The sequence below is a fragment of the Anabaena sp. CCY 9613 genome, from assembly GCF_963920895.1.
Taxonomy (GTDB): Bacteria; Cyanobacteriota; Cyanobacteriia; order Cyanobacteriales; family Nostocaceae; genus Cyanocohniella.
Genome location: NZ_CAWUDE010000004.1, coordinates 43,526 through 68,015, shown reverse-complemented (window position 1 = coordinate 68,015; position 24,490 = coordinate 43,526). Strand labels below are relative to the sequence as shown.

Genomic DNA, 24,490 nt, shown 5'->3' with positions numbered 1-24,490 from the left:
TCTGAACCTGCCAACTACCTGATAGTCAAACTTAGCATCCTAATCTTGGTACTGCTAGTATTTTTGGTAGTTTCTGCTGCTCCAGCCGTTTAGAAATGTCCTCAAAACGCCAGACTCCCTCATATTTGGAGGTGAGATGATGCAAAGTAGAAACAATCTTTTGCAGATAGGCGCAGTTTTTTCAGTATTACTTGTAGGGTGCCTAATTTCCTACAGTCAGGTTAAAGGTCAACAAATTTCATTATTTACCCAGCGCAACTTTTGGCTTGCAGCCAATTCCACCAATATTGCCAACTTAGCAGATGGTAACTACCAATTTTGTAGTCAAACAGATCCTCAAGATTGGCGAGATGGGGCTGGAGTGTGTCTAAATTTTAGGAAAACTGGAAATCACGTTGATGGATATTATGGTTATCCCCATTCCAGCCATTTTATCTGTCTGCGAGGAACTGTAGAGAGAAATAAGATTGCAGGTGAAGCTTTAGAAATATTGTGGGATCACAATCAGCAACATCAAATACCCAAATCTGCATTCCCGTGGGATTCAGAGGGGCGCTTAACACTCAATCAAGGAAATATCATGCCTACTTTTAATCAAGGTGAAGATGCTACTGAGATGATTTTATATCGTAGTGCTGTACTCAATATTGAGGGATTTCATCAATATAACAGTCCTCGGATGACACCTCCATCTCAATTGTGTGAGTGGAAGTTAACGTAGCCAATTAACTTGCATGATCCCAGTCACTGAGTAACTCATGTTGTTGCTGGATCTTCTTTGGCTTGCGGAGTGGCACTTTTGGACTACCAATATCCATGCGAGCAAAAGACTGTTGTTTCCTTTTAGGTGACTTTTTTTCTGGGGTTGGGGTATGAATCTGTGTAGTTGTCATCATATAAATGAATTGGTAATTAAAACTTGTGAGCATCAATTTATTACATCAATCTGCAAACGGCAAATTTCTGAAGGCAGAGATTTCTGTGTTTGAAAGTAGTTTTTTTGTCTTTAAGGTATATCCGTCTTACTATCACGCCAATGTTCTCCCTCTAAAGATTGATTATTCTTGAGAGAGTAAGTAAATATATAGTTATTTGCCGTATAGTTATTGCAATTCTCTAATCCCAAAACTAAGATAAGAAAGATCTAAAATTAATCAGTGTTAATTTATACTATTTTCAAATCATATAGTCGTTATACTTATGTTTAGGTTCTACCTGGGAATTAGGAAGTGGCTCTGCCACTTCTTTTTATTATAAGTGAGTGCTTTTTCTCATCTACTGAGGTATAAATTTATCTTTTTACCCCTACCTACATGAGGAGATCAACTCCCCCCATAGGTCACTCCCCAGAGAAAGACTATCACCCAGTCCCACCTAAATTCTTAATCATTAGACATACTATCTCGAGACATGGTATCACGCCATTTCTCCCGGGGTTCTCTGATATCGCCATTTTGCGATCGCCCTAATTGCCAAGTCCCCCACATGAGTGATTTTTGTCTTTCCAGATGGTCAATAAACTCCATAATGGGCTGATCTGCCTTGATGGGGGTTTTCACATCAAACTGAATCATTTGGGGCTGAATTTCACCCTTGAGAAAAGATGCACCAAGCATCTTAGTTAGCTGCAATATCACTCGATTGCATAAACTACCAAAAATCCCCCGACGTTTTTTAGTAATCAGCATCATCTGAACTTCAGATTTACTCCCTTCCAGCAGACGCACGGCAAATATAATGTGGACATGGAAAAAATCAGGGCCAATGGTCACCATGCCCGTGCTACCGTACCAATAGCAAATATTGTAAGTAATATTTTTGCTAAAGGGACGAATTAGCTTGAATAAAAATGAATTGCCTCCAATACGTGTAGTATTGTTGAAAATAATCGCATTTGGATTAACTTCTTGTTTTTCAAAGATAACTTCTGATGATAATTTGCGACCGATGTTGAGGTGCTGAACATCAATAGCATGAATCATCACAGAATTAGGGTGATAATTCATCACAAAGTTGGCACCAAAAGCTACATCATAGTCCTTGTGTTCCAACTCTAAAATAAAGGGTATGGGTTGTTTAGGAAGTTCTCCAGTCCACACCCAAATTAACCCGTATTTTTCAGCAGTGGGCCAAGTTTTTAACTTGATAGGCAGCGGCTCATGCAAACATGGAATATCAACACAAAATCCTTGAGAATCAAATGTCCAGTGATGGGAAAAACACCGCAGTTCATTACCTTGCACTTTTCCCTTAGCTAAGTGAGCGCCCATATGCGGACAGTAAGCATCAACGGTAACGGCTCTTTTATCTTTACCGCGGTAAATCGCTAATTCTTTACCCAAAACTGTGACAGACTTAACCTCACCTACCCGCAGATTTTTGGATGGTATTACCCAATACCATCCCTCAATAAATCGCTCTGGATTGTTGAAGATTCGAGGTTGACTATTTGAACTAACATTCTGCGAGTTAACATTCATTTTCAGAGTTTCACCTGAAGTGAAGCGGTTAATCTAGAAGTAGCATAGTGATTTGCAAAAAACAGTTACTTTCAGTACGGGAAAAAAAAGAGGCTAGAGGCTAGAGGCTAAAGTAATGTATTTCATGTAGATGAAAAGTGCTGTAATTAATTATCTTTTACTCATATATCAAATCTGTTGATAAATAATAAAATATGTAATAATAATTACTAGATTTGGGGAAAATATGCCGTGTTAACTCAGGATAAACAACTACTTTTAATTGGTCAGGTAACAAATCTGAGTGGGATTTCTATCAGAACAATTCGTTATTACGAAAGTGTCGGTTTAATAGCATCATTGGGTCGCACAGAGGGAGGATTTCGCCAATTCTCTACAAATGTGCTGACTCGCCTAGCCTTTATTAAAAGGGCGCAAAACTTAGGATTAAGTCTGGAAGAGATTCGAGATATTCTTCAGGTTTATGACCAAGGACAACCCCCTTGTGGTGACATCAAAGAAAAGTTAGAAGAAAAGCTGTTACAAATTGATCATCAAATTAACCAGCTATTTACCTTACGCTCGGAAATCGGTGAGTTGCTGTCGGGCTGGAAGAATACACATGGTAAACAAGAAGATACTATTTGCCCGATTATCCAAAAAGATTAATCTTCGGTAAGTAGGAGTTTGAAACTATATGAGGGGCGTGCCACTGCAATCTATTATCACCTGGAGGGAACTACAATGATGGTGATTGATTCCTGTGGCTAGGGATTAATCATGCGATCGCTGTACGGAACTGCGATCGCTTCTCTAACTTTCTATGGTTCTTGGCGTTGAGTTGGGGCTTTGCTAAACAGAAACCACCAGAGTTCTAGTCCAATTAACGCTAATCCACCAATAGTCACCCCAACTTTCAATTCTAAGGGTTGTTCGATAGAGCGAAATTCCTGTGTATATTCTGATGAATGTGTAGGCATTGCTACTGATTTACTTCCAGTAGCGATGATTAGTCCGCAAGCAGTCAAACTTGCCCATAGTAGTTTTTTGTTCAACATCTTTACTGGGAGAATTTCAAGAGATGATTTTGGGTTGAAATTTACGCAATCTCAGGGCATTTGTCACCACAGATACCGAAGATAAAGCCATTGCGGCCCCAGCAATAATCGGATTGAGTAACCAGCCCCAGAAGGGGAAAAGGATTCCCGCCGCTACAGGAATACCGATGATGTTGTAGATAAAGGCAAAGAAGAGATTTTGGCGAATATTGCGAATGGTAGCCCGGCTAAGTTGAATCGCTGTGACAATTCCTTGCAAATCTCCCGATATCAGCGTAATATCGCTAGCGGCGATGGCCACATCTGTTCCTGTCCCAATGGCAATTCCCACATCTGCTTGGGCTAAGGCTGGGGCATCATTAATGCCATCACCCACCATGGCCACAATATAATCATTTGAGGGTTTTTTCCCTAGTCCCTCTTGCAGAGATTGAATCATCGCCGCCTTTTGATCTGGGCGTACTTCCGCAAAAACTCGCTGGATGCCAACTTGCTGGGCGATCGCCTCCGCAGTTTTGCGATTATCTCCGGTAAGCATCACTACCTCTAACCCTAACTTTTGCAGTACTTTTACGGCTGCGGCTGAGGAAGGTTTTAGGGCATCGGCAATACCCATCACACCTTGAATTTCGCTATTTACAGCCAGAAAAACCACAGTTCTCCCCGCAGTTTCCCAGGTATCTTTATACTGCTGAAGTGAGTCAGTATGGATGCCTAGTTCTGTCATCCAGCGTTGTGTACCGATTTGTACCAGGCGATCGCCTACAACAGCTTGCACACCACTACCTGCTACAGCGGTAAAGTTATTGACTTCCGTTAAACTCACCTCTTGGGATTGGGCATATTTCACCACCGCTTCTGCCAAGGGATGTTCAGAATTACGTTCCACAGAAGCAGCCATCTGAAGAAGTTGGAGTTCATTATGATTAGCTGTACCGTTAACAGATACAAAATCTGTAACTGTGGGTTTTCCTTGAGTTAAGGTGCCGGTTTTATCGAGGACAATAATTTGGATTTTGTGTGCTAATTCTAGGCTTTGGGCATCTTTAATTAAAATGCCATTTTCTGCACCTTTGCCAGTACCCACCATAATTGATGTGGGTGTAGCTAAACCCAATGCACAAGGACAGGCGATAATCAACACACCCACCGTAGTCATAGTTGCCAGGGTAAAGTTCCCCATAAAATTAAACCAGATCACAAAGGTGGCGATCGCAATGGCAATCACAGCCGGGACAAACCATCCCGTCACTTGATCTGCTAAACGCTGAATCGGTGCTTTAGAACCTTGGGCTTGCTGCACTAATTTCACAATTTGCGCCAAAAACGTATCTTTACCAACTCGTGTCGCCCGAAACTGGAAACTACCAGTTTTGTTGATTGTCGCCCCAATCACCTCATCCCCTGGTTGCTTCTGCACTGGTAAACTTTCACCAGTCACCATCGCCTCATCTACCGTAGAAGCACCTGTAATCACCTCACCATCTACAGGAATCTTTTCCCCAGGACGCACCACAACCACATCGTTGATTTTCACTTCGGTGATGGGAATATCCATTTCCACACCATCACGAATAACTCTGGCGTTTCTAGGTTGCAGTCCAATGAGTTTATGAATAGCTTCCGAAGTTTTCCCCCTAGCACGATGTTCTAATAACCGCCCCAGCAGAATTAAAGCAATTACAGTCACCGAAACTTCATAATACACATGCGGAATCAAGCCCTGAGCCACAAAAAACCCTGGAAACAAAGTTACAAACAAAGAATATAGATATGCTGCCGTGGTACCCACAGCCATTAAAGTATCCATTGTTGCCGTGTGGTGTTTCAGGGCTTTCCAGCCATTCACATAAAAAGTCCAACCACACCAGAACTGCACAGGTGTCGTTAAAACTAGCTGCACCCAATAATTATGCAGAAATGCGGGAATAAAGGGCACATTAAGCCCAGTCATCATGGGTATGGAGCCAACAAACATGATCATGCCAATGACACCTGCAACTATGACTTTAAGAGTCAGTTCACGGTCTTCTGCTAACTTAATAGCTTTTTCGGCATCATCTTCTTCAGCCAGTAGGTCTTCTTTAATTAAAGAAGAAGAGTATCCAATCGCATCGATAGCAGCCTGGATAGTCTGCAAATCAGTTTGTTGATGGTCATAATTAATTGTGGTTTGCTCCGCACCAAAGTTAACGTTGCAGTCAATCACCCCTGGAACCGAGCGAATTGCTTGGTCGATGTTGTTTGCACAAGAGGCGCAACTCATACCTCGGAGTTTGAGTGTGAGAGTATCCATGTTAATTAAACCGCTGTGACTGATGTAAGGTAAGAATTAGAAGTTGCATCCCATTAATGAATGCAACTTGATATCAGTTTTAGGAAACTGGATAGCCAGCAGCAGCTAAAGCATCCTTAATTGCGGTTTCCGATGCTTGAGTATCTACACTCACAAGTTTGGTTTGTGGATCAGCTTGAACGTTAGCATTGGCATCAACCGTTTTTACTGCATTAGTAATATTGTTTGCACAAGCCGAACAAGCCATGTTGGGAACTGTAAGTTGGAGTGTCATAGATTTAGGGTATTGAATAAAAATGAATAGCAGCCAGCAAAGTTAGCTCGGAATTGGTATGAGCCATTTTGATGGTTGTAGGGGTACATCTTGGCTGTAATCAGCAAGATTATTGGCTGGGATTTACCTTACATTTATCCTAAACTCTCTAGCCAACTAGAGAGTCTAGCAGAGTTTACAAGTCTTTAAAATTCCAACTTTTTTTAGGGATTAGTAGTGTTAAGGGCTTACTTAAACACCATAGGTGGCAATTTGACTATTTTCAGCATGTTCAGTGACAAATAACGCCCCAGTTTATTTGTCGTGGCAGTAATTATATTTATGTAATTAAGTGCTTAGGATTACATTACTGAGATTATTTTTCTATCTCAATTGAGTCAAGAAGAAATGTATAGGCACCGCATCTCCAGCCTAGTAGCAAGACCTGTATTTGATCTCAGCCAGTCATGCTTTACGTACATGGCATTTCACTCCTAAATAAAATCCCCTAGTACTGACCAGGGGAATTAATCTGTAATATGCCATCAACTACTCTATTCCTGGACAACATGATCGCATTGATCACACTTTAGTGCATCCGCATGTATGTAATTAATGCATTAAATTAATGCTTTTTATGCAATCAAGTAGCAATAACAGGCGTATGATTCCTGATTTCTTACTCAAGAATTATCTATAACGGTAAGTTGGCCATATAAGCCAGAGAAAAAGACATGGCTGAAGGCTTCATGTCAGACCAGAAGCTAGACACATCTTGGTGAATAACTTCAGGTGGCTGACTTGTTGGTGGGTTTGTCTCCAAAGCCAACTCCATTAGACTCACCCAATGAGTTATGTCCACTTCATTAGGCTGATAGGCGATCGCTATCGATGCTGCACTATAGTTTATCCGCACACTCATAACTTGGGGATCTGTTTTAATTAACTTCTCCAGTCGTCTACCATAGGCGCGGTCTTCGGCTAACAAAGGTAAATGAAACCTAATCCTACCAGGTATAGCATGGGCAACACTATAAATAAGGTGCGGGTGAGAAGCGAGGCGATCGCTTGTTGCGATAAAAGAGGAAGTAAATTTTTCTACATCAAGCAAAGACAATTGTGGTTCTAGATAGTTAATTACCCGACGAGTTGCATCTGCGGTAATCATATAGACGGGAATGGCGGCAAAACCATGTATTCCCAGTCTTCCTGTCACCGCTAACCCTGTAAGTAAGGGAATCAAAGAAATGGACTGCTCTTGCCAAAAATCTAAGGATTTCCACTCAGCCAAAGCATCTATATTACTAACTGGAGATACTTGAACATCAAACTCTTGAAGTATCTCCAGCATCTGTGGCAATGACAGCACAGTTGCATCAAATTTAACTACCAAACTGCCTGTTTGTTGATTAGCAGTAACTGCTTGCACACCTTGATGCTGCTGTAAATTTTGGGATATAGTTTCTAGTTCCGAGTAACAGCTATCATCAGTAACGCGGATACGTATACGCCCGTTAGTTGTATGGACAATTTCTAATTTACCAGTAGCAAGTTGCTTTTGAGGCTGGTCAACTTCTTGGCTAGTATTTTGATCCACCTGGACTTCTTCATTTTGTCCTTGAGTAGAGACTTGCAACTGCGGACTCAACTCCCGACTACTGATAGTTCTTGCCATTTTATCGATGAACTGCACCAAAACTTAAGGTTAACAGTAGGTTAAATATAACTATATGCTTCAGTGTCCAATCTCTTTCTGGAGAAATACTTTCACTAATGGGATCATTTATTTCTGGGAGTTCCTTAAATAACAACAGCTTTCTTCCTCATCCCTCTGTAATTACACGTTTTTGGTACTCATCCTCAGTCATCATATCCAGGGAATTTTCTAGACGATCTACAAACACCAGACCATCTAGATGATCATATTCATGTTGAAATATCCGTGCGACAAAATCAGTTAATTCTTGCTTTTGTAACTTGCCATTACGGTCAGTATATGCAACTTCAATTTTCTGGTATCTGGGAACTAAACCGCGAATCCCCGGAACACTTAAACAACCCTCCCAACCTTTAACAGTTTCCGTCGAATGAGCAATGATCCTGGGATTAATCATGGCGGTAGGTTCTATTGTTGGGGCGTGGGGATACCTCAAATTAGGGCGGGAAGCCACAATAAATAAACGATAAGATGCAGCAACCTGAGGCGCAGCGATTCCCACACCATTAGCTTTAGCAACTGTTGCAGTCAAGTCATCAATAAGTTTTTGAATATCTTCATCTTGAATATTGTCCACCCATGCAGCTTTTTGCCGCAGTATGGGATTACCTAATTGGATAATGGGCAATTCATTCATGGTGACTCCTAGAGAAATGAGAGAGGTGAAATTACACAATCATCCTTGTTGTCGTGGTGGCAAAGGTTCAGGACTAACCGTTACTGGTACACTTTGTCCATTGCGTTCTACTTGTATTTGTAACGGTACACCTATGGTGCTATTTTCTACCAGCCTTTGCACTTCTTCAATTTTAGTTATCGGTTGGTTATTAATACTTTGAATCACATCACCAGCACGTAGCCCAGCCACGGACGCGGGAGAACGAGGCACGATACTAATTAATAAAACACCTTCATTTGCTGATAAATTAAAGCGATCGCCTATTCTATTAGCTCTGGTATTAATTCTTTCTTTCAGTTCTGGTGTTAGTGTCGCCATTTGCACACCCAAGTAAGGATGATCTACCCTACCTTTAGCACTTAATTCCTGAGAAATTCTTTGTACTGTGTTGATGGGAATGGCAAATCCTAACCCTTGGGCACCACGAATAATAGCTGTATTCATGCCAATTACCTGACCCCGGGCATTTAATAATGGCCCACCAGAATTACCAGGGTTAATGGCTGCATCAGTCTGAATATAGTCAACCCGCTTATCACTGGCCCCAATATCACTACTAGAGCGCCCTGTAGCACTGAGAATTCCCGAAGTAACAGTATTATTCAACCCCAAGGGATTACCAATGGCAATTACGGCCTCTCCCGGTTGCAAGGTATCAGAATCACCCATAGGCAAGGTGGGCAAGTTATTAGCTTCAATTTGGATTAATGCTACATCTGTAATGGGATCTTCACCCAGGACTTTACCCTCAAAGGTTCTCCCATCCTTCAGCGTCACAGTTACAGCATCAGCACCGTCGATTACATGAGAATTAGTTAAAAGTTGCCCTGAAGAATTAATAATAAATCCCGAACCACTACCTTGCTCAACTCGCTGTCTCGGCTGTAATGTTTCTGCGTCCCCAAAAAAGCGCCGAAAAAATGGATCATTAAATTCGGCTGGTACACGAGAAGTTACTGTTCTCGAAGAATCAATCCGTACTACTGCATCTCCCACCTGTTGTACAACTGAAACTACAAAGTTAGGATCTCCAGATGCGGCGATAATTGGAGGTGGAGCCATTGCCGGACTGTTACTGTTTGTATTTTGGGCGCTAACCTCAGTCTGAGGTTCGTTTGTTTGCGACTCAAAGCTTTTGCCAGGGAGGAAAGAACAGCCCCCAATAGACACCACTGCTACCCCACCTAGTAGCATCAACTTGATCCTACTGCTTGATTTTGTCCTGCGGCCCCAACTCCAGGTATAAATATTGGGGATTTCCCAGTTATGGTCTGTGATCTTCATGTGTTTTTATATCTCCGTGCGGCTCCGTGGGTGCTAGGATCTTCCCTACCGGGTATGTCCCAGAATAATCTCAGGTTTAGAACTGATCAATATTAGTGCTTACTTATATCTTCTATTGTGACGATTAGCAGCAAAGGCGGTAAATAATGGAAATTCCCATTGACAGTTTATGGAGTCAGGTGCTAGAGCGTCTACAGCTAGAGTTATCACGTCCCACCTTTGAAACTTGGATCAAAACTGCTAATGCCGAACGATTAGAAAACAATTGCTTGATAATAGTTACTCCTAACCCATTTGCACGTAATTGGTTACAAAAATATTACATCAACACCATTGCTCATGTAGTGCAAGATATTCTAGGTCATCCCGTAGAGATATACATTACGGTTGCCAAGGGTGATGAAGTGACCTCTTTGGGAGAACGCGAAGTTACTTGGGAATTACCTAACCAAAGTATGATTCCAGAAAGTATGCCCCCACAACGGCAACCCACTTCACACTTAAATTCTAAATATGTATTTTCACGATTTGTAGTTGGTGCGAATAATCGGATGGCCCACGCAGCTTCTTTGGCTGTAGCGGAATCTCCAGGAAGAGAGTTTAATCCCTTATTTTTATGTGGTGGTGTGGGCCTGGGTAAAACCCACTTAATGCAAGCTATTGGTCATTATCGTTGGGAAATCTGCCCAGATTCTAAAGTATTTTATGTCTCCACAGAGCAGTTTACCAATGATTTAATTACAGCCATCCGTAATGATAGTATGCAAAGTTTTCGGGAGCATTACCGAGCGGCTGATGTGTTGTTAGTAGATGATATTCAATTTATTGAAGGTAAAGAGTATACACAAGAAGAATTTTTTCATACTTTTAATACGTTACATGAAGCCGGCAAACAAGTTGTCATTGCTTCTGATCGTCCACCAAACCAAATTCCCCGACTACAAGAACGTCTGTGTTCCCGATTTTCTATGGGTTTAATTGCTGATGTGCAAACCCCAGATTTAGAAACGAGAATGGCAATTCTGCAAAAAAAGGCTGAATACGAAAATATTCGTCTTCCCAGGGATGTGATTGAGTATATTGCTGCTAACTATACTTCTAATATTCGGGAGTTGGAAGGAGCTTTAATTCGGGCGCTAGCTTACATTTCCATTTGGGGTTTACCTATGACTGTAGAGAATATCACCCCAGTCTTAGAGACGCAAATCGAGAAAGTAGACGCGACCCCAGAGGCAATTTTATCCGTGGTGGGGGATAATTTTGATATCTCCATTGAAGACCTCAAAAGTAACTCCCGACGACGAGAAATTAGTTGGGCGCGACAAATAGGGATGTATTTAATGCGTCAACATACTGCTCTGAGTTTACCGAGAATTGGTGAAGAGTTCGGCGGTAAAGATCATACAACGGTGATGTATAGTTGTGAGAAAATTTCCCAACTCCTAGAGAGCGATCGCACTTTAGTACAAACGCTGCGACAATTAAGCGATCGCATCAATATGACTAACACACAAAAGGGTAAATAACACTGTTTTTTATTGAATAAAAACTATATTTATAAAATATTTTCAAAATATTGGCGATACAAATTACAACGCAGTAACACACTATCGCCTTGCAACTTGATCAATCCCATACTATGTAATTTAAATTTAATTACTGTAGATAATTTAGCAGCATGATTATGAATTAAATCTTTCATGGCTGATGCTAATTCTGGTTCTTGCGTTAGCATTAAACTTTGACGGCGTAAATGTTCAATGTATATACTCGATGAGGTCATAGCATCTTGTAATATTTGTGCCAAAGTAAAGTTCATATTTGCTATATGATAAAGAGTTAGACGCACTAAAAATGGATGTCCACCTACTAACATGATTAATTGTTCAACTTCGGCTTCATCCCAATTTAGTTGATGTCTTTGAAGTAACTCTAAAATTTGTTGATAATTAAACTCATGTAATTCTACAGATAAACCTACATTAAAAGGCGACTGATTAATATCAAGAGGTACATAAACTTCCGTAGAATGTACAATTATCAATCGCAGTTTTTGCCAAATCTCTCGCCGTTTGCCTTCTTCATGTAAAGCGCGTAGTAGTCCAAAAAAATCTCTGTAAATTTCTGGATATTCAAAAGCTTTATCGACATTATCTAAACCCAAGGTTAACGGCCGATTAATTGTTGGTAGTAAATACTCCTCAAAATAGGCTTTACATGCCATACTACTGCCTACAATGTCTGCTAAATCCCAATAATTATTAACTTGATTAGGGATATTTAACGCTAAACTAACACTGGCACAAAACCAACGTAAAAACTTATCTGAATTAACAAAAATCTGCTGTGTAGCTAATTGAAAATCTAAAATGACAGCACAATCCCCTTGAGATTGCGATTTATCAATAATTCTTGCCATAAGAGAAGTTTTACCCATTTGTCTGGGCGCTTTAATTCTAATTAAAGAACCGGGTTTGTGAATATGTTCATAACATCGTTCTTCCATAGGCGATCGCTTAATATAAAATGGCGAATTTAATGGTACTTGTCCAGATGGATATTCTATAAAATATGGGTAGGGAGATATCTTTTGAGTTTCTTGATCTAATATCTTGCTGGTAATAGATGAAGTAAATATATCTTTCCCATTTTCTAATGTTAAATCAGCAATATCTTGCCATTCCAGCCCTAAAGCACGACAAATTTCTCTGAAATTCAAATAATCAACAGGTCTACCATTAAGAAAACTGCTAATGGTAGATTGAGATATTTGCAAATATTCGGCTAAATCGGTTTGACGAATATAGCCATTACGAGGTAGCGCCGACTTTACCTCTGATATAAATTCAGGACGTACTCTAACTGAACGTGGCATTTTTGATATTACAACTACTATATTGATTATTTTGGCAAAATTTTCAAATTTAAAATCTCACTACCAAGTCGATACGTACTCGATATACTCTGATGTCAACTCAAGTGCTATCCAGGTTAAATATCATTAGTAGCGACAAGGTTAAAGGTGCAATAACTGAACACTAGTCCTACTTTAACTGAAAATATTTCTGGATTATATAATAATGAAATTTTCCTGCTTACCTTCATTAATAGCTTATACATCATCTATTGTGCTACTGGGTTTGGCGATACCAATGATGACACCAATCCTAGCCTCTGATCATCCGGATACCTGCAAATCTCTTAAACCGATATCTCTCAATACAGTAGCTGACTTTATCAGCATGGGACACTTTCAAGAAGAGTGCGAAAAAGACTCACTTGCTGCGGTTTCTGCTTTCACCCAAGCAATTAAGCTAAATCCTCAAGCTGAAGAACCATACTATCATCGTGCAAATGCTTACTATAAGCTGGGGAATTATCAAGCCGCAGTAACAGATTATAGCGAAGTAATTAGGCAAAATACAGGTAGGTTGGGTTTTAGTAGTCCTGCATATTGGAATAGGGCTAGGGCTTATAAAAAATTAGGCGAAAAACACAAAGCAATTTCAGATTTGACTCAAGTAATTAGTGCAAGCGGTTCTTCTGCTGAAGCATATTTTTTTAGAGGAAATATGTACCGAGATTTAGGCAATAAAGAAAGTGCGATCGCAGATTACAAAACAGCAGAAAAACTTTTACAGCAATATTTAGATGGGGTTTTTGGAACCGGCCCTATGGATACCATAAATCAAAATATGTTAGATCAAGTCAGAGATGAATTATCTCGCTTGGGAGTAAATATTCTAGTACCGCAAATTACAACTGGTACTATTTTAAAATCCATTGCTAAAACAGAAGTCGAGAGAGCCTTAAATTTAGCAAATTTTAACCTCCAACAGCCAACGATTCAGCATTTTGATACTCAACTCCAGGCTTTATATCAACAACTGCTCAAAACACAACCGCAAGTAGAAAAAAGTGTCTTAAAAAACCTGATATCGAACGCTGCATATGAAAAAATGGAAATTTTAGAAGTAGAGCGATCGCAAATTATCAAGACAGCATCTCTACATCATCCAAGCATAGCATTAATTGATAGACAGAAAGCTCAATTAGAAGTGTTATCTCATCGCAATAAAATATAATTTTGGGAATTATATACAACCTAACAGCATGATGGCATACACAACAGTTTAATATGATAACTCTTGTAGGGTGGGCATCTTGCCCGCCCATATGTAAATCATACACAAAATCATTTCTAATCAACCCAAATAATTATAAGTAATCTGAGAAAAAATCTAATTAAAAATGAACAACAATTTCACATATAAAGTTGGTGGAAGCCTGACAGAAGATGCTCCCAGCTATGTAATTAGACAAGCAGATACAGACCTTTACAATAATATAAAAGCAGGTAAGTTTTGTTATATTTTTAATTCCCGACAAATGGGTAAAACTAGTTTGCAAGTCCGCACAATCAAACGACTACAAGCTGAAGAAATTGCCTGTACTACAATTGATATTTCTGGACGCGGGAGTAAAGATATCAATCCAGAACAATGGTATGCAGGTATTATTTACACATTAGTTGCTAACTTTGAAGTCGCTAATCCTGGTGAATTTATTAGAACATGGTGGAAAGAAAACTGTGAAATATCCCCCTTACAACGCTTAGATATCTTTATTGAACAAATTTTATTAACACACATCAAAAATAAAATTGTCATTTTTATCGATGAAATTGATAGTATTTTAAGCCTAAATTTTAAAGGTGATGATTTTTTTGCCTGGATTAGAAGCTGTTATGAAAAGCGTAATTTCAATAACGAGTTTAATAGAATTACTTTTGTCCTGCTCGGAGTCGTAACACCCAGCGATTTAATTACAGATAAAGTCAGAACCCCTTTTAATATTGGTCATGCTATTCAATTAAATGGTTTTAAAATCAATGAAATTTCACCTTTAACAACAGGATTAACAAAATTTAAAAATCCTCAAGCTGTTTTAAATGAAGTTTTAGCATGGACTGGAGGACAACCTTTTCTGACACAAAAATTATGCGATTTGTTGGTAAATTCTTCCAAACTGATTTCCGATAATTATCTGAATGTAGAGGAAGAAATCAGAGAAGCTGAATGGGTAAAACATCTTGTCGTACACCAAATACTGGAAAATTGGGAATCACAAGATGAACCACCCCATTTAAAAACTATCAAAGATAGAATTTTGATGAGCAATCATAATACGGGTATATTACTAGGTTTATATCAGAAAATTTTACAATTAGGACAAATCTCTGCTACAGATAGCCCAGAACAAATAGAATTGCGACTCTCTGGATTAGTTGTAGAACAACAAGGATATTTAAGAGTTTATAATCGTATTTATGCAACAGTTTTTGATTTAAATTGGGTAGAAAAATCTCTCGCAAATTTAAGACCTTATGCCGAGACATTATCAGGTTGGTTAGCTGCAAACTGTCAAGATGATTCTAGGTTACTGCGTGGGAAAGCATTAGAAGATGCAAAAAATTGGGCAGCGAATAAAAGCTTAACTGAACAAGATTATCAGTTTTTAGCTGCTAGCCAGGAATTAGAAAAAAAAGAAATAGCTACAGCATTATCTCTCCAAGAAGAAGAAAGTCGAATTTTAGCACAAGCTAACGATACTTTAACCACAGCCCAACATCAAGCCAAACGACAAATTTGTCTCGCTGGTGGAGTTTTGATTTGTTCTTTGATTGCCGCAACTATTGCTTTTATATCTGCAAATAACCAATTACAAAAAGTTCAAATAGGAGGAAGGCTAGAACAAGCAGGAGTTGCAGCATTAAAACAGTTTGAAACAAAACAAATTGAATCTCTAGTATCAGCATTAGATGTAGGGCAAAATTTAAAAGCAATAGTAAAAAATCAAAATTCTTTAGACAAATATCCTGCTACTAAGCCACTTTTAGCCTTGCAAACCATAGTTGATAATATCCGTGAAGTTCAACATTTTGTTGCTCATCAAGACTATATTGCAACTGTGAACTGGAGCCATGATGGAAAGTATATTATTACCGCATCTCATGATAAAACTGCTCGAATTTGGGATTTATCAGGTAAGCTAATAACTGAAATAAAAGGACATCAAGACGCAGTGTTTGTTGCCAATTTGAGCCACGATGGTCGGCATATTATTACTGCTTCTTTTGATAAAACAGTACGGATATGGGACTTTTTTGGCAAAGAATTAGCCATACTTAAACATCAAGACCATGTAACTAACGCCAGTTTGAGCCACGATGGTCAACGGATAATTACTATCACTGAAAATCCACATATAGCTACAAATATACAAGGAAATGTAGTTTATTCCTCTAATGGAAAAACCGTACGTATTTGGGATTTATCTGGTAATTTATTACTACAACTTCCAGACAAAGTTAATACTGCCAGCTTTAGTCCAGATGATCAATTTATTCTCACTACTGCCAATGATAAGACTGCCCGTATTTGGGATACATCGGGTAAATTATTACAAACACTTACAGGACATTCAATGGCCGTTAATAGTGCTTATTGGAGTCCCAATGGAAAATATATTTTAACTACCTCTAATGATGCTTATGTTTGGGATGTTTCAGGTAAGCAAATTGCACGATTTAAAGTAGATGATAAATGGGAAATAAAGGGTGCTGGATTTAGTCCTGACAGCCAGCTCATTTTCGGATCAACATCAGAAAAAACTTACGTTTGGGATTTATCTACTCAGAATTTGATTAGAGAAATAAAAAATGAGCAAGTTTTACATAGCCATGCAGATTTTAGTCCTGATAGTCAGCGAATTTTTACAATAGATAATACTATCAAAGTATGGGATATGAGAAAGGAAGCTGTAAAAGTATGGGATTTATCAAGTACAAAAATCACAGAACTTACAGGAAATCAAAGTAGCCCTCGTTGGAGTCCAGATGGTAAATACATTGTGACTTTTGGACAAGATAAAATCGTTCGTATCTGGGACTTATCTGATAAAACACCAATAACTCTTAAATCAAAAGATGCTATTACCGGAGCAACTTGGAGTCCAGATGGTAAATATATTGTTACCCCCACTTGGAAATCTGTATTAATTTGGGATAATTCTGGTAAACAACTAGCAAAATTTACAGGACATTCGGATATTGTTAATAGTGCTAATTTTAGCCCAGATGGAAAATTAATTATTACTGCTGCAAATGATAAAACTGCCCGTATTTATGATAAATCTGGAACACAATTATTATTACTTGCCGGACATGAGGATAGCGTAGAATATGCAGATTTTAGTCCAGATGGCAAGCTGATTTTAACTACAACATATAGTCAGACAACTAGGATTTGGTCGAAGTCGGGTAAGTTAATTGCTACATTCAAAGCCAGGGGGATTAAGTGGAGTCCTGATAGTAAATATATTCTGGCTATGTTTGACTATGATGGTAAAAATTATTCTAGTTTATGGAATATATTAGGTAAAAAAATAGTAGGATTTCCAGCAAGTCACAATAGTTATTTTGGTGCTAGATTTAGTCCAAATGGAGAACATATTGTTACAGCAAATGAAGCTCAAGTAAGCATTTGGAATACATCTGGTCAAAAAATATCAAAATTCACAGCAAATCAAGATATTTATAACCCTAGTTTCAGTCCAGATGGAAAACTCATTATTACTGCTTCTCCAGATAATAAAGTAATTGTTTGGAATACTTCCGGTAAGCAATTAGTTGAGTTACCGCATCCAGATATGGTGACAGATGCTAAATTTAGTCCAGATGGTAAGCGTATTGTTACTTCCGCAAATGATAAATTTTTTCGGATATGGGATACTTCAGGTAAACTGCTTGCACAATACGGATATTCATCTACATTTACATTGCCAGTTAATTTCAGTCCAGATGGTAAATATATTTTCGCCCATGTTCAGGGTCATTCTCCTGATAATAACCAAGTGATCATTTGGCGTGTTGAAGAATTAGACGAGCTTTTAATACGAGGATGCAACTGGTTAAAAAGTTACCTAACTACTAAGCCTCACATACAGGAAAGATTAAAGGTGTGTTGGCGTGAATAGGTTCAAAAAACTATAAGATAAATATACCAGATACAACATAATCATCAAGTATCTATTCGTACTAACCAAGGAAAAGCGTCACTACAATTGTTTGACTTTCACTGCGTGGCGCTAATTTATCGGTAAAATCCACGTAAACATCAAAAAATTTTGTTTTCCACAACCAGCACTACCATAATTGTTAAACAGTTAATCCACAATATTAAGCAAAGTATAAAAACCGATTAAATTTTGATTTCTCTGTGGAAAAATCATCATTGATTGTGGAAAAATTCATTAAGTATAATTACTCTGTGGAAAAGATAGGGGGTTTTTCCACAAGTTTTCCACAGATACATAACTTGTTCAACTAGCCTTTCAACTGACTTACAGAAAGTTTTCCACAATTTCCACAATTTTTGAAATATACAGCAGATAGCAAGTGAGTATAGTACATCAAAGAAAAATCAACTCAGTGACATCACTCCGACCTAAAGGTGCGGAGCTTCCAAGAATCACTTCTTAGATTTCCTAGTTGTTTCCTTACGGGTTTTCGACTTTGACCTAGATTGAGTTTCTTCAATCCCCGGCAAACCGTCTGCATAGGCGTTTTGGATTCCCAACTGTCCATTGGTACTAATGAGGGCTATACCCCTGTTTCTAATTACTTGACCACTAGCAACATCACGATCAGTTATGTATCCGCAAATCAAGCAATGATGTACTCTAACACTCAAGTCTTTTCTAACTTCTGCACCACATTCAGGACACTGTTGAGATGTGCCCCTAGCGCTAACTTCAGCGAAGAATTTACCCCGTTTCCAACACACATACTTGGTTATGGTTCGGAATTGTCCAAACCCAGCATCAAGCATCTGTAGCCCGTGCATCCCTTTAGCTAGAGTGCGGTAATCTAGGTCTTCCATGAAAACCATATCACCAGAATCACAAAGGGCATGAGCTTGTTTGAAATGAAAATCCTTGCGGGTGTTATCAATTGTGTGGTGAAGTCTAGCAACTTTGATGCGTTGTTTTTCGTAATTTTTAGAGCGCTTCTTTTTTCTAGAAAGTCTGCGTTGCAGCAATTTCAGCTGGCTTTGCATCACTTTGAGAAACTTGGGCGCAATTACTCGAACTCCGTCGCTGGTTGCCAAAAACTTTTCAAGTCCCACATCTACCCCAATGGGATGACCATGCGGCATCGGATGAGGAACATTAACATCACATTGGATATTGATAGAGGCATACCAAACATCTGCCTTGTTGATTATCCGAACTTGCTTAACTACAAATCCATTTGGAATTAGGCGATGTAAGTTAATTGGAATCAACCCCAGTTTAGGAAGTTTGATATTTAATCCAATTACTGGACTTTCTTTAAACTGCGGGAACAGCAAAGATTTAAATTGTCCATATTTCTTAAATCTGGGGAACCCATGCCCAATCTTCTGAAATCTTTCCCACGCTCTGTGCAATTGTTTGATAGCTTGCTGCAAAACCTGACTTGGTACTTCACCCAATCGGGGAAATACCTTTTTTGCTTTTGGCAGTGCATTAAGCTGCAAAACTTCGCTAGGGAAAGGAGCATCCGCCGCCATGATATATTCATGACTAATCGAGCATCTATCAACCATGCATTTCCGGCTATTGCACCAATCCTTGATTTCTCGCAGCCCATAGTTATAGGCAACGCGACAAATATCCATCCACTCAAGAAGTATCTGTTCTTGAGTGATGTTTGGATAGATTCGGTAGCGGTAATTCATGGTTAGCATTCCACTATTTTCACATATTTAGTGGAGAATCTAGCTCTAGTAAACTAAAGTCGTGCTAGTGGTCACTGAGCTTTGTCGAAGTGAAGCATGGGGTTTTAAACCCATTTTTCTGAGAAAAGAAACAACCTACTCCCCACTCCCTTATGAAATTAGTTTGCGCCCAAAGCGACCTCAGTACAAACCTTTCTCTTGTCAGCCGTGCAGTACCATCACGACCAACACATCCGGTACTGGCCAATGTGCTATTACAAGCCGATGCTGAAACCAACCAAGTCAGCTTAACCGCTTTTGACCTCAGTTTGGGTATTCGTACCAGCTTTCATGCTGAAGTTATAGAAGGAGGTGCCATCGCCTTACCTGCTAAATTACTTGTAGATATCACCTCACGTCTACCCGAAGGCGAAGTTACCCTCGATGATGAATCAGCTTTAGAAGCGGAAACCGCCACAGGAGAAGGTTTAATTGTTACCCTCACCCCCAAAAGTGGACATTATCAAGTACGCGCAATGGGCGCAGAAGAGTTTCCTGAATTGCCTATCATCGAAAATACTGAACCACTGCAACTGACTACAGCCGCCTTAATTGAAGGTTTACGGGGTTCATTATTTGCTACTAGTGGTGATGAAACCAAGCAAGTCCTCACCGGAGTGCATTTAACAGTTAAACAAGACACCTTAGAATTTGCCGCTACTGATGGACATCGCCTCGCAGTGGTGGAAAGTACTAACGAACGTCCCCTGGGCGATAGTACTCAACTAGAAGTGACAGTCCCGGCTAGAGCTTTACGCGAATTACAACGGATGCTGGCTCATAATGCATCTTCAGATGAAGCGATCGCCTTATATTTAGATCAAGGTCAAGTTGTCTTTTCCTGGCAAAATCAACGCTTAACCAGTCGCACCTTAGACGGTCAATATCCCGCTTACAGACAACTAATTCCCCGGCAATTTGAACGGCAATTAACCATTGAACGGCGACAATTTATCAGCACTTTAGAGCGCATTGCCGTGTTAGCCGACCAAAAAAACAACATTGTCAAAGTCAGCATTAACAACGCAGCCCAAGAAATTACCTTATCTTGTGAAGCTCAAGATGTCGGTAGTGGGAGAGAATCTATGTCTGCCCAAATTTCTGGAGAAGATATAGAAATAGCGTTCAACATTAAGTATTTAATGGAAGGCTTGAAAGAGTTACCATCTTCAGAAATTCAAATGCACCTGAATCAAGCCCTAACTCCAGTAATTTTCACACCATTGGGAGGTTTAAAGATGACTTATTTAGCTATGCCAGTGCAACTTAGGAATTAGGATCAATCTGGCTAATGGGAATTTCAATCCAAAATTCTGCACCGAAACCCGATTGAGAATCACATTTAAAAACACCACTGTGCTTGTCCACCACAATTTGGTAACTAATTGATAGCCCTAAACCAGTACCCTTGCCTACTGGTTTAGTTGTGAAAAAGGGGTCAAATATTCTTTTCCTCAAAGATTCAGGAATACCCCCAGCATTATCACTAATCCGAATGACTACACTGTCAACTTGGTTGGGAAGTTTACCAAGGGCAGTATGAATGGTAATTGCATGAGCATCAGATTCTCTGTGATTTTCTATGGCATCGATGGCATTACTCAAAACATTCATAAATACTTGATTCATTTGTCCGGCGTAGCAGTCTATCAGTGGCAAATCACCATATTCCTTGATTACTTGAATACTTGGACTGTCCTGTTGTGCTTTCAATCGATGCTGTAAAATCAATAAAGTGCTATCAATGCCTTCGTGAATATTCACAGCCTTCATTTCTGCCTCATCCAAGCGTGAGAAATTCCGTAAAGACATGACAATTTGCCGGATGCGGTCAACGCCGATTTTCATGGAAGCTAAAGTTTTGGGCAAGTCCTCAGTGATAAATTCTAAATCCATATCTTCTGCCCGCTCGATAATTTCTGGGTTGGGGTTGGGGCAGTAGCGCTGATACAGTGCTAGCATACTAGCTAAATCTTCAGCATATTCACTGACATGGGCTAGGTTGCCATAGATAAAATTTATCGGGTTATTAATTTCGTGGGCAACACCTGCTACCAATTGACCTAAGCTAGACATTTTTTCTGTCTGGATCAATTGAGTTTGTGTTTGTTGTAAATTTTGGATGGCTTGTACTAATTGGTCTGCTTGCTCTTGACTCTGGTTCAGCAGTTCAGCTTGTTGGAGTGCCACCCCTAGTTGATTAGCAATCTGAGCAATAAACTTAATTTCTGAAGTTTGCCAGTGGCGGGGTGCAGAGTTTTGATAAGCTGCTAATAGTCCCCATAGTTTTTGCCCAATAAAGATTGGTGCGATCGCATAGGCTTGAGCTTGGAGTTGCTCCAAAAATGCTACATGACAATCAGAGTGACCAGCCTCATATATATTATCCACTGCAAAGCTTTGATTGCAGCTATATCGCCCGCCTTGAGTTTCCTGCAAATAAGAATCTTGCCAAACTGTGTTCACATCTGCACGTACCAGCTTGACCCAGTTTTCACCAACAAATTCAGCGATAAACTCACCACTCCAATTGGGGTAAAAACGGTAGACAGCCACCCTATCTGCTTGCAGAGATTTACAAACTTCTTGTGTTGTAGTTTGAAAAATTGCCTCAAGATTCAGCGATTCACGAATTTTGGCCACAACTTCAAACAATACCCGTTGTTGTTCTGTGGCTTGGCGCAAATTTAAAGTTTGTTGCTGTGTTTGTGTAAGTAATTCAGCTTGTTGCAGTGCTACCCCAAGTTGGGCAGCAATTTGACTGAGGAAATCAACTTCCGAGGTTTTCCATTGACGAGGCCCGGAATGTTGATATGTTGCCATTAAACCCCAAAGTTTCTTTCCGAAAAATATCGGTGCTAGTACAAAAGCATGAATGTGATATTCTTCTAAATTATCAAGATGACATTGAGTAAAATTCATCTGATAAATGTCATCGACTGCAAATGTCTCATTGTAACGGTAGCGCCCGCCCTCTGTATCTTGTAAATAAGTATCATCCCAAACCAGACTCACCCCTAGTTTGGACTCATTTAACCAGTGGGAACTAGCAGATTCAAAATCGCCGACAAATTCACCACCCCAATCAGAACTAAAGCGATAAATAGAAACGCGATCAGCTTTGATTAGTTGACAAACTTCTTTAGTAGTTATTTTAAAAATAGTATCGGTGTTTAAAGAATCACGAATCTTGGCAATAACGCCAAAGACAGCTTGTTGTTGTTCAGATGTGCGTTGTAGTTCTAGTGTCCGCTTTTGTACTTGATTTTCTAAATTGGCATTGAAGGCTTGTACTTGCTGGTATAGCTCATACTGTTGAATTGATGAAGCAAAGTGTTTACCGATTTCCCTGGCTAATTCCACCTCTTCCACCGTCCATGTCCGAGCTTGGGCTGTTTTAGATTCCCGCCAAACATCAAACGATACACGTGGGTAAAGTTGTCGTTGATCCAGGTCAAATTTACCAGCCCACAAAGTTTCTGTATCTATTTCGTCACGAAAAATACTTAAATAGCCTACTAACTGCTGACGATATTGCAGTGGAATCATCAAGATGCTGCGAATTTTCGTTGCTTGGAAGGCAGATTGTAAACTTCGCAAACCTGGAGTTTGATAGATATCGTTAATTGGCCAAACTTCATAGCTACTAGACTTGTAGTGTTCCTGCCAAACACTATATTGCTCCATCAGTGGATAGATAGTTTGTGCAGGAATCAGAGGTTGCTGTCCACAGGTATAAAGTTGGACACAATGGTGGCCTGGTACCAAACATTCGCTGAAGCTGGTAACTTTGCCATTATCAAAACTTTCATTTTTCAGACAAAGCCTACCACCGCAACCATTGAAGGCGGCCACAGCTGCTTCTAAAGCTGGTTGTAAGACAATTGTGGGTAGTGAATGCAATAAGCTAGCTATGCGGTTAATGATAGTTTCCCGTTCGGCTTGGGCACGCGCTTGAGTAAGTAGGGTACTTTGAGCGATCGCTACCGCCAGCTGATCTACTACCATTTGCATCGCTTCCAATTCATATTCGGAAATCGCACGTGACTGAGAATGGTGAGATACCAATAGCCCCCACAGTTCATCTTGATAGAGAATAGGCGCTACTAAAGAAGACTTCACCCCCATAGCAGTGAGATATTCCACATGGCAAGGATCTACAGGGCGATAATGAATATCCGCTGATAAAGTTTCTCCATTTTCTAAGTCGTGGATAGGACTTTGACCAATCTCTTGTGTTTCTACATTTACAACAGAGCGCACCCTTGATTTAATAAATAATTCACGGGCATGGGGCGGAATGTCATCAGCCGGAAAGTTTAGCCCCAGCAAAGAAGGTAATCGTTTCTCGTTAATCGATTCAGCTACAACCTGACCACTGCCATCAGCATGAAATTTGTAAATCATAACTCTGTCAGTTCCCAGTAATGAACAGAGTTCTGCCGTGGTTGAGGTAATAATTTCTTCTAGTTCTAATGTTTGTCGAATCCGATTTGTAATGCGGCGCAGTACGTTATCTTGACCAATACTTGACTGCAAATCTAGTTTAGCGATCGGGAACATTGTTTTTAATTAAATAAGTTTTGGAAAAATCAATAAAGGTGAACTATAAATCTAAAAACATTCTGAAATTTATTTAATAGATTTGTCCACAGTAAAACTACTGGCAATTTTTCCCAGGAATTGGATTTTTGTTAATAAAAGTTTATTTGATTAAGTAAAGCTAAATTTATGACTAAGGTAGGATGAAATTTATTGAGACTAATTTACATAAACACTATCAAAATATGAATTTAAGGAGAAAATTAGTTTGCGTAGTATTCCTTGCTATATAGGCTTATAAAGCCAAGATAAAGATAAACAAAATTGTTTCATTAGGCGATTCACACCTGATTTTAAAATATAATATTTATAACAGTTTAA

Annotated in this window: 17 protein-coding genes; 6 read left to right on the top strand and 11 right to left on the bottom strand. The window is 39.4% G+C overall.

Annotation, left to right across the window (positions count from 1 at the left end; genetic code table 11):
• Window positions 1-136: 136 nt before the first annotated feature.
• Window positions 137-721 (top strand): hypothetical protein, encoded by a 585-nt coding sequence (locus tag ACM0OT_RS05850; protein ID WP_414563472.1) that lies wholly within the window; start codon window positions 137-139, stop codon window positions 719-721.
• A 4-nt stretch (window positions 722-725) separates the two neighbouring features.
• On the opposite strand, the gene ACM0OT_RS05845 is transcribed toward ACM0OT_RS05850, so the two are convergent.
• Entirely contained in the window at window positions 726-896 is a 171-nt protein-coding gene (locus tag ACM0OT_RS05845; RefSeq protein ID WP_414563708.1) for a hypothetical protein, read from the bottom strand.
• Window positions 897-1,382: 486 nt separating this feature from the next.
• Window positions 1,383-2,480, bottom strand: a complete 1,098-nt coding sequence (locus tag ACM0OT_RS05840) for a Rieske 2Fe-2S domain-containing protein (protein ID WP_414563471.1) — start codon at window positions 2,478-2,480, stop codon at window positions 1,383-1,385.
• A gap of 231 nt (window positions 2,481-2,711) precedes the next feature.
• On the opposite strand from ACM0OT_RS05840, the gene ACM0OT_RS05835 reads away from it, so the two are divergent.
• Window positions 2,712-3,128 (top strand): heavy metal-responsive transcriptional regulator, encoded by a 417-nt coding sequence (locus tag ACM0OT_RS05835; protein ID WP_414563470.1) that lies wholly within the window; start codon window positions 2,712-2,714, stop codon window positions 3,126-3,128.
• A gap of 152 nt (window positions 3,129-3,280) precedes the next feature.
• On the opposite strand, the gene ACM0OT_RS05830 is transcribed toward ACM0OT_RS05835, so the two are convergent.
• The 6 genes from ACM0OT_RS05830 to ACM0OT_RS05805 form a co-directional block, all read right to left on the bottom strand.
• Entirely contained in the window at window positions 3,281-3,517 is a 237-nt protein-coding gene (locus ACM0OT_RS05830) for a hypothetical protein (RefSeq protein ID WP_414563469.1), read from the bottom strand.
• Window positions 3,518-3,533: 16 nt separating this feature from the next.
• Complete coding sequence (locus tag ACM0OT_RS05825; RefSeq protein ID WP_414563468.1) at window positions 3,534-5,813, bottom strand: heavy metal translocating P-type ATPase; 2,280 nt, start codon at window positions 5,811-5,813, stop codon at window positions 3,534-3,536.
• A 79-nt stretch (window positions 5,814-5,892) separates the two neighbouring features.
• Window positions 5,893-6,087 carry a heavy-metal-associated domain-containing protein gene (locus ACM0OT_RS05820; protein ID WP_414563467.1) on the bottom strand — a complete coding sequence of 65 codons (195 nt, stop codon included), beginning with the start codon at window positions 6,085-6,087 and terminating at the stop codon, window positions 5,893-5,895.
• A gap of 673 nt (window positions 6,088-6,760) precedes the next feature.
• Entirely contained in the window at window positions 6,761-7,741 is a 981-nt protein-coding gene (locus ACM0OT_RS05815; protein WP_414563466.1) for an HMA2 domain-containing protein, read from the bottom strand.
• Window positions 7,742-7,889: 148 nt separating this feature from the next.
• The gene (gene def / locus ACM0OT_RS05810) at window positions 7,890-8,420 is read right to left on the bottom strand and encodes a peptide deformylase (RefSeq protein ID WP_414563465.1); all 531 of its coding nucleotides are present in this window, start codon (window positions 8,418-8,420) and stop codon (window positions 7,890-7,892) included.
• Between the two features lie 39 nt (window positions 8,421-8,459).
• On the bottom strand, window positions 8,460-9,746 hold the full coding sequence (locus ACM0OT_RS05805; protein ID WP_414563464.1) for an HhoA/HhoB/HtrA family serine endopeptidase: 1,287 nt from the start codon (window positions 9,744-9,746) through the stop codon (window positions 8,460-8,462).
• A gap of 146 nt (window positions 9,747-9,892) precedes the next feature.
• On the opposite strand from ACM0OT_RS05805, the gene dnaA reads away from it, so the two are divergent.
• Window positions 9,893-11,272 carry a chromosomal replication initiator protein DnaA gene (dnaA, locus tag ACM0OT_RS05800; RefSeq protein WP_414563463.1) on the top strand — a complete coding sequence of 460 codons (1,380 nt, stop codon included), beginning with the start codon at window positions 9,893-9,895 and terminating at the stop codon, window positions 11,270-11,272.
• 29 nt (window positions 11,273-11,301) lie between these two features.
• Here the strand turns inward: dnaA and ACM0OT_RS05795 are convergent, their stop codons facing one another.
• Window positions 11,302-12,621, bottom strand: a complete 1,320-nt coding sequence (locus tag ACM0OT_RS05795; RefSeq protein ID WP_414563462.1) for an AAA-like domain-containing protein — start codon at window positions 12,619-12,621, stop codon at window positions 11,302-11,304.
• Window positions 12,622-12,898: 277 nt separating this feature from the next.
• On the opposite strand from ACM0OT_RS05795, the gene ACM0OT_RS05790 reads away from it, so the two are divergent.
• The gene (locus ACM0OT_RS05790; RefSeq protein ID WP_414563461.1) at window positions 12,899-13,831 is read left to right on the top strand and encodes a tetratricopeptide repeat protein; all 933 of its coding nucleotides are present in this window, start codon (window positions 12,899-12,901) and stop codon (window positions 13,829-13,831) included.
• Between the two features lie 166 nt (window positions 13,832-13,997).
• Entirely contained in the window at window positions 13,998-17,783 is a 3,786-nt protein-coding gene (locus ACM0OT_RS05785) for an eIF2A-related protein (RefSeq protein WP_414563460.1), read from the top strand.
• A 494-nt stretch (window positions 17,784-18,277) separates the two neighbouring features.
• Here ACM0OT_RS05785 and ACM0OT_RS05780 read toward each other — a convergent pair whose 3' ends face one another.
• Window positions 18,278-19,528: an RNA-guided endonuclease InsQ/TnpB family protein gene (locus ACM0OT_RS05780; protein WP_414563459.1), complete on the bottom strand. Its 1,251-nt coding sequence runs from the start codon at window positions 19,526-19,528 to the stop codon at window positions 18,278-18,280.
• Between the two features lie 152 nt (window positions 19,529-19,680).
• Here ACM0OT_RS05780 and dnaN point away from each other — a divergent pair, with 152 nt between their 5' ends.
• Complete coding sequence (gene dnaN / locus ACM0OT_RS05775; protein WP_414563458.1) at window positions 19,681-20,844, top strand: DNA polymerase III subunit beta; 1,164 nt, start codon at window positions 19,681-19,683, stop codon at window positions 20,842-20,844.
• Here dnaN and ACM0OT_RS05770 read toward each other — a convergent pair.
• Entirely contained in the window at window positions 20,834-24,130 is a 3,297-nt protein-coding gene (locus ACM0OT_RS05770; RefSeq protein ID WP_414563457.1) for a GAF domain-containing protein, read from the bottom strand. The genes dnaN and ACM0OT_RS05770 overlap by 11 nt on opposite strands.
• Between the last annotated feature and the right edge of the window lie 360 nt (window positions 24,131-24,490).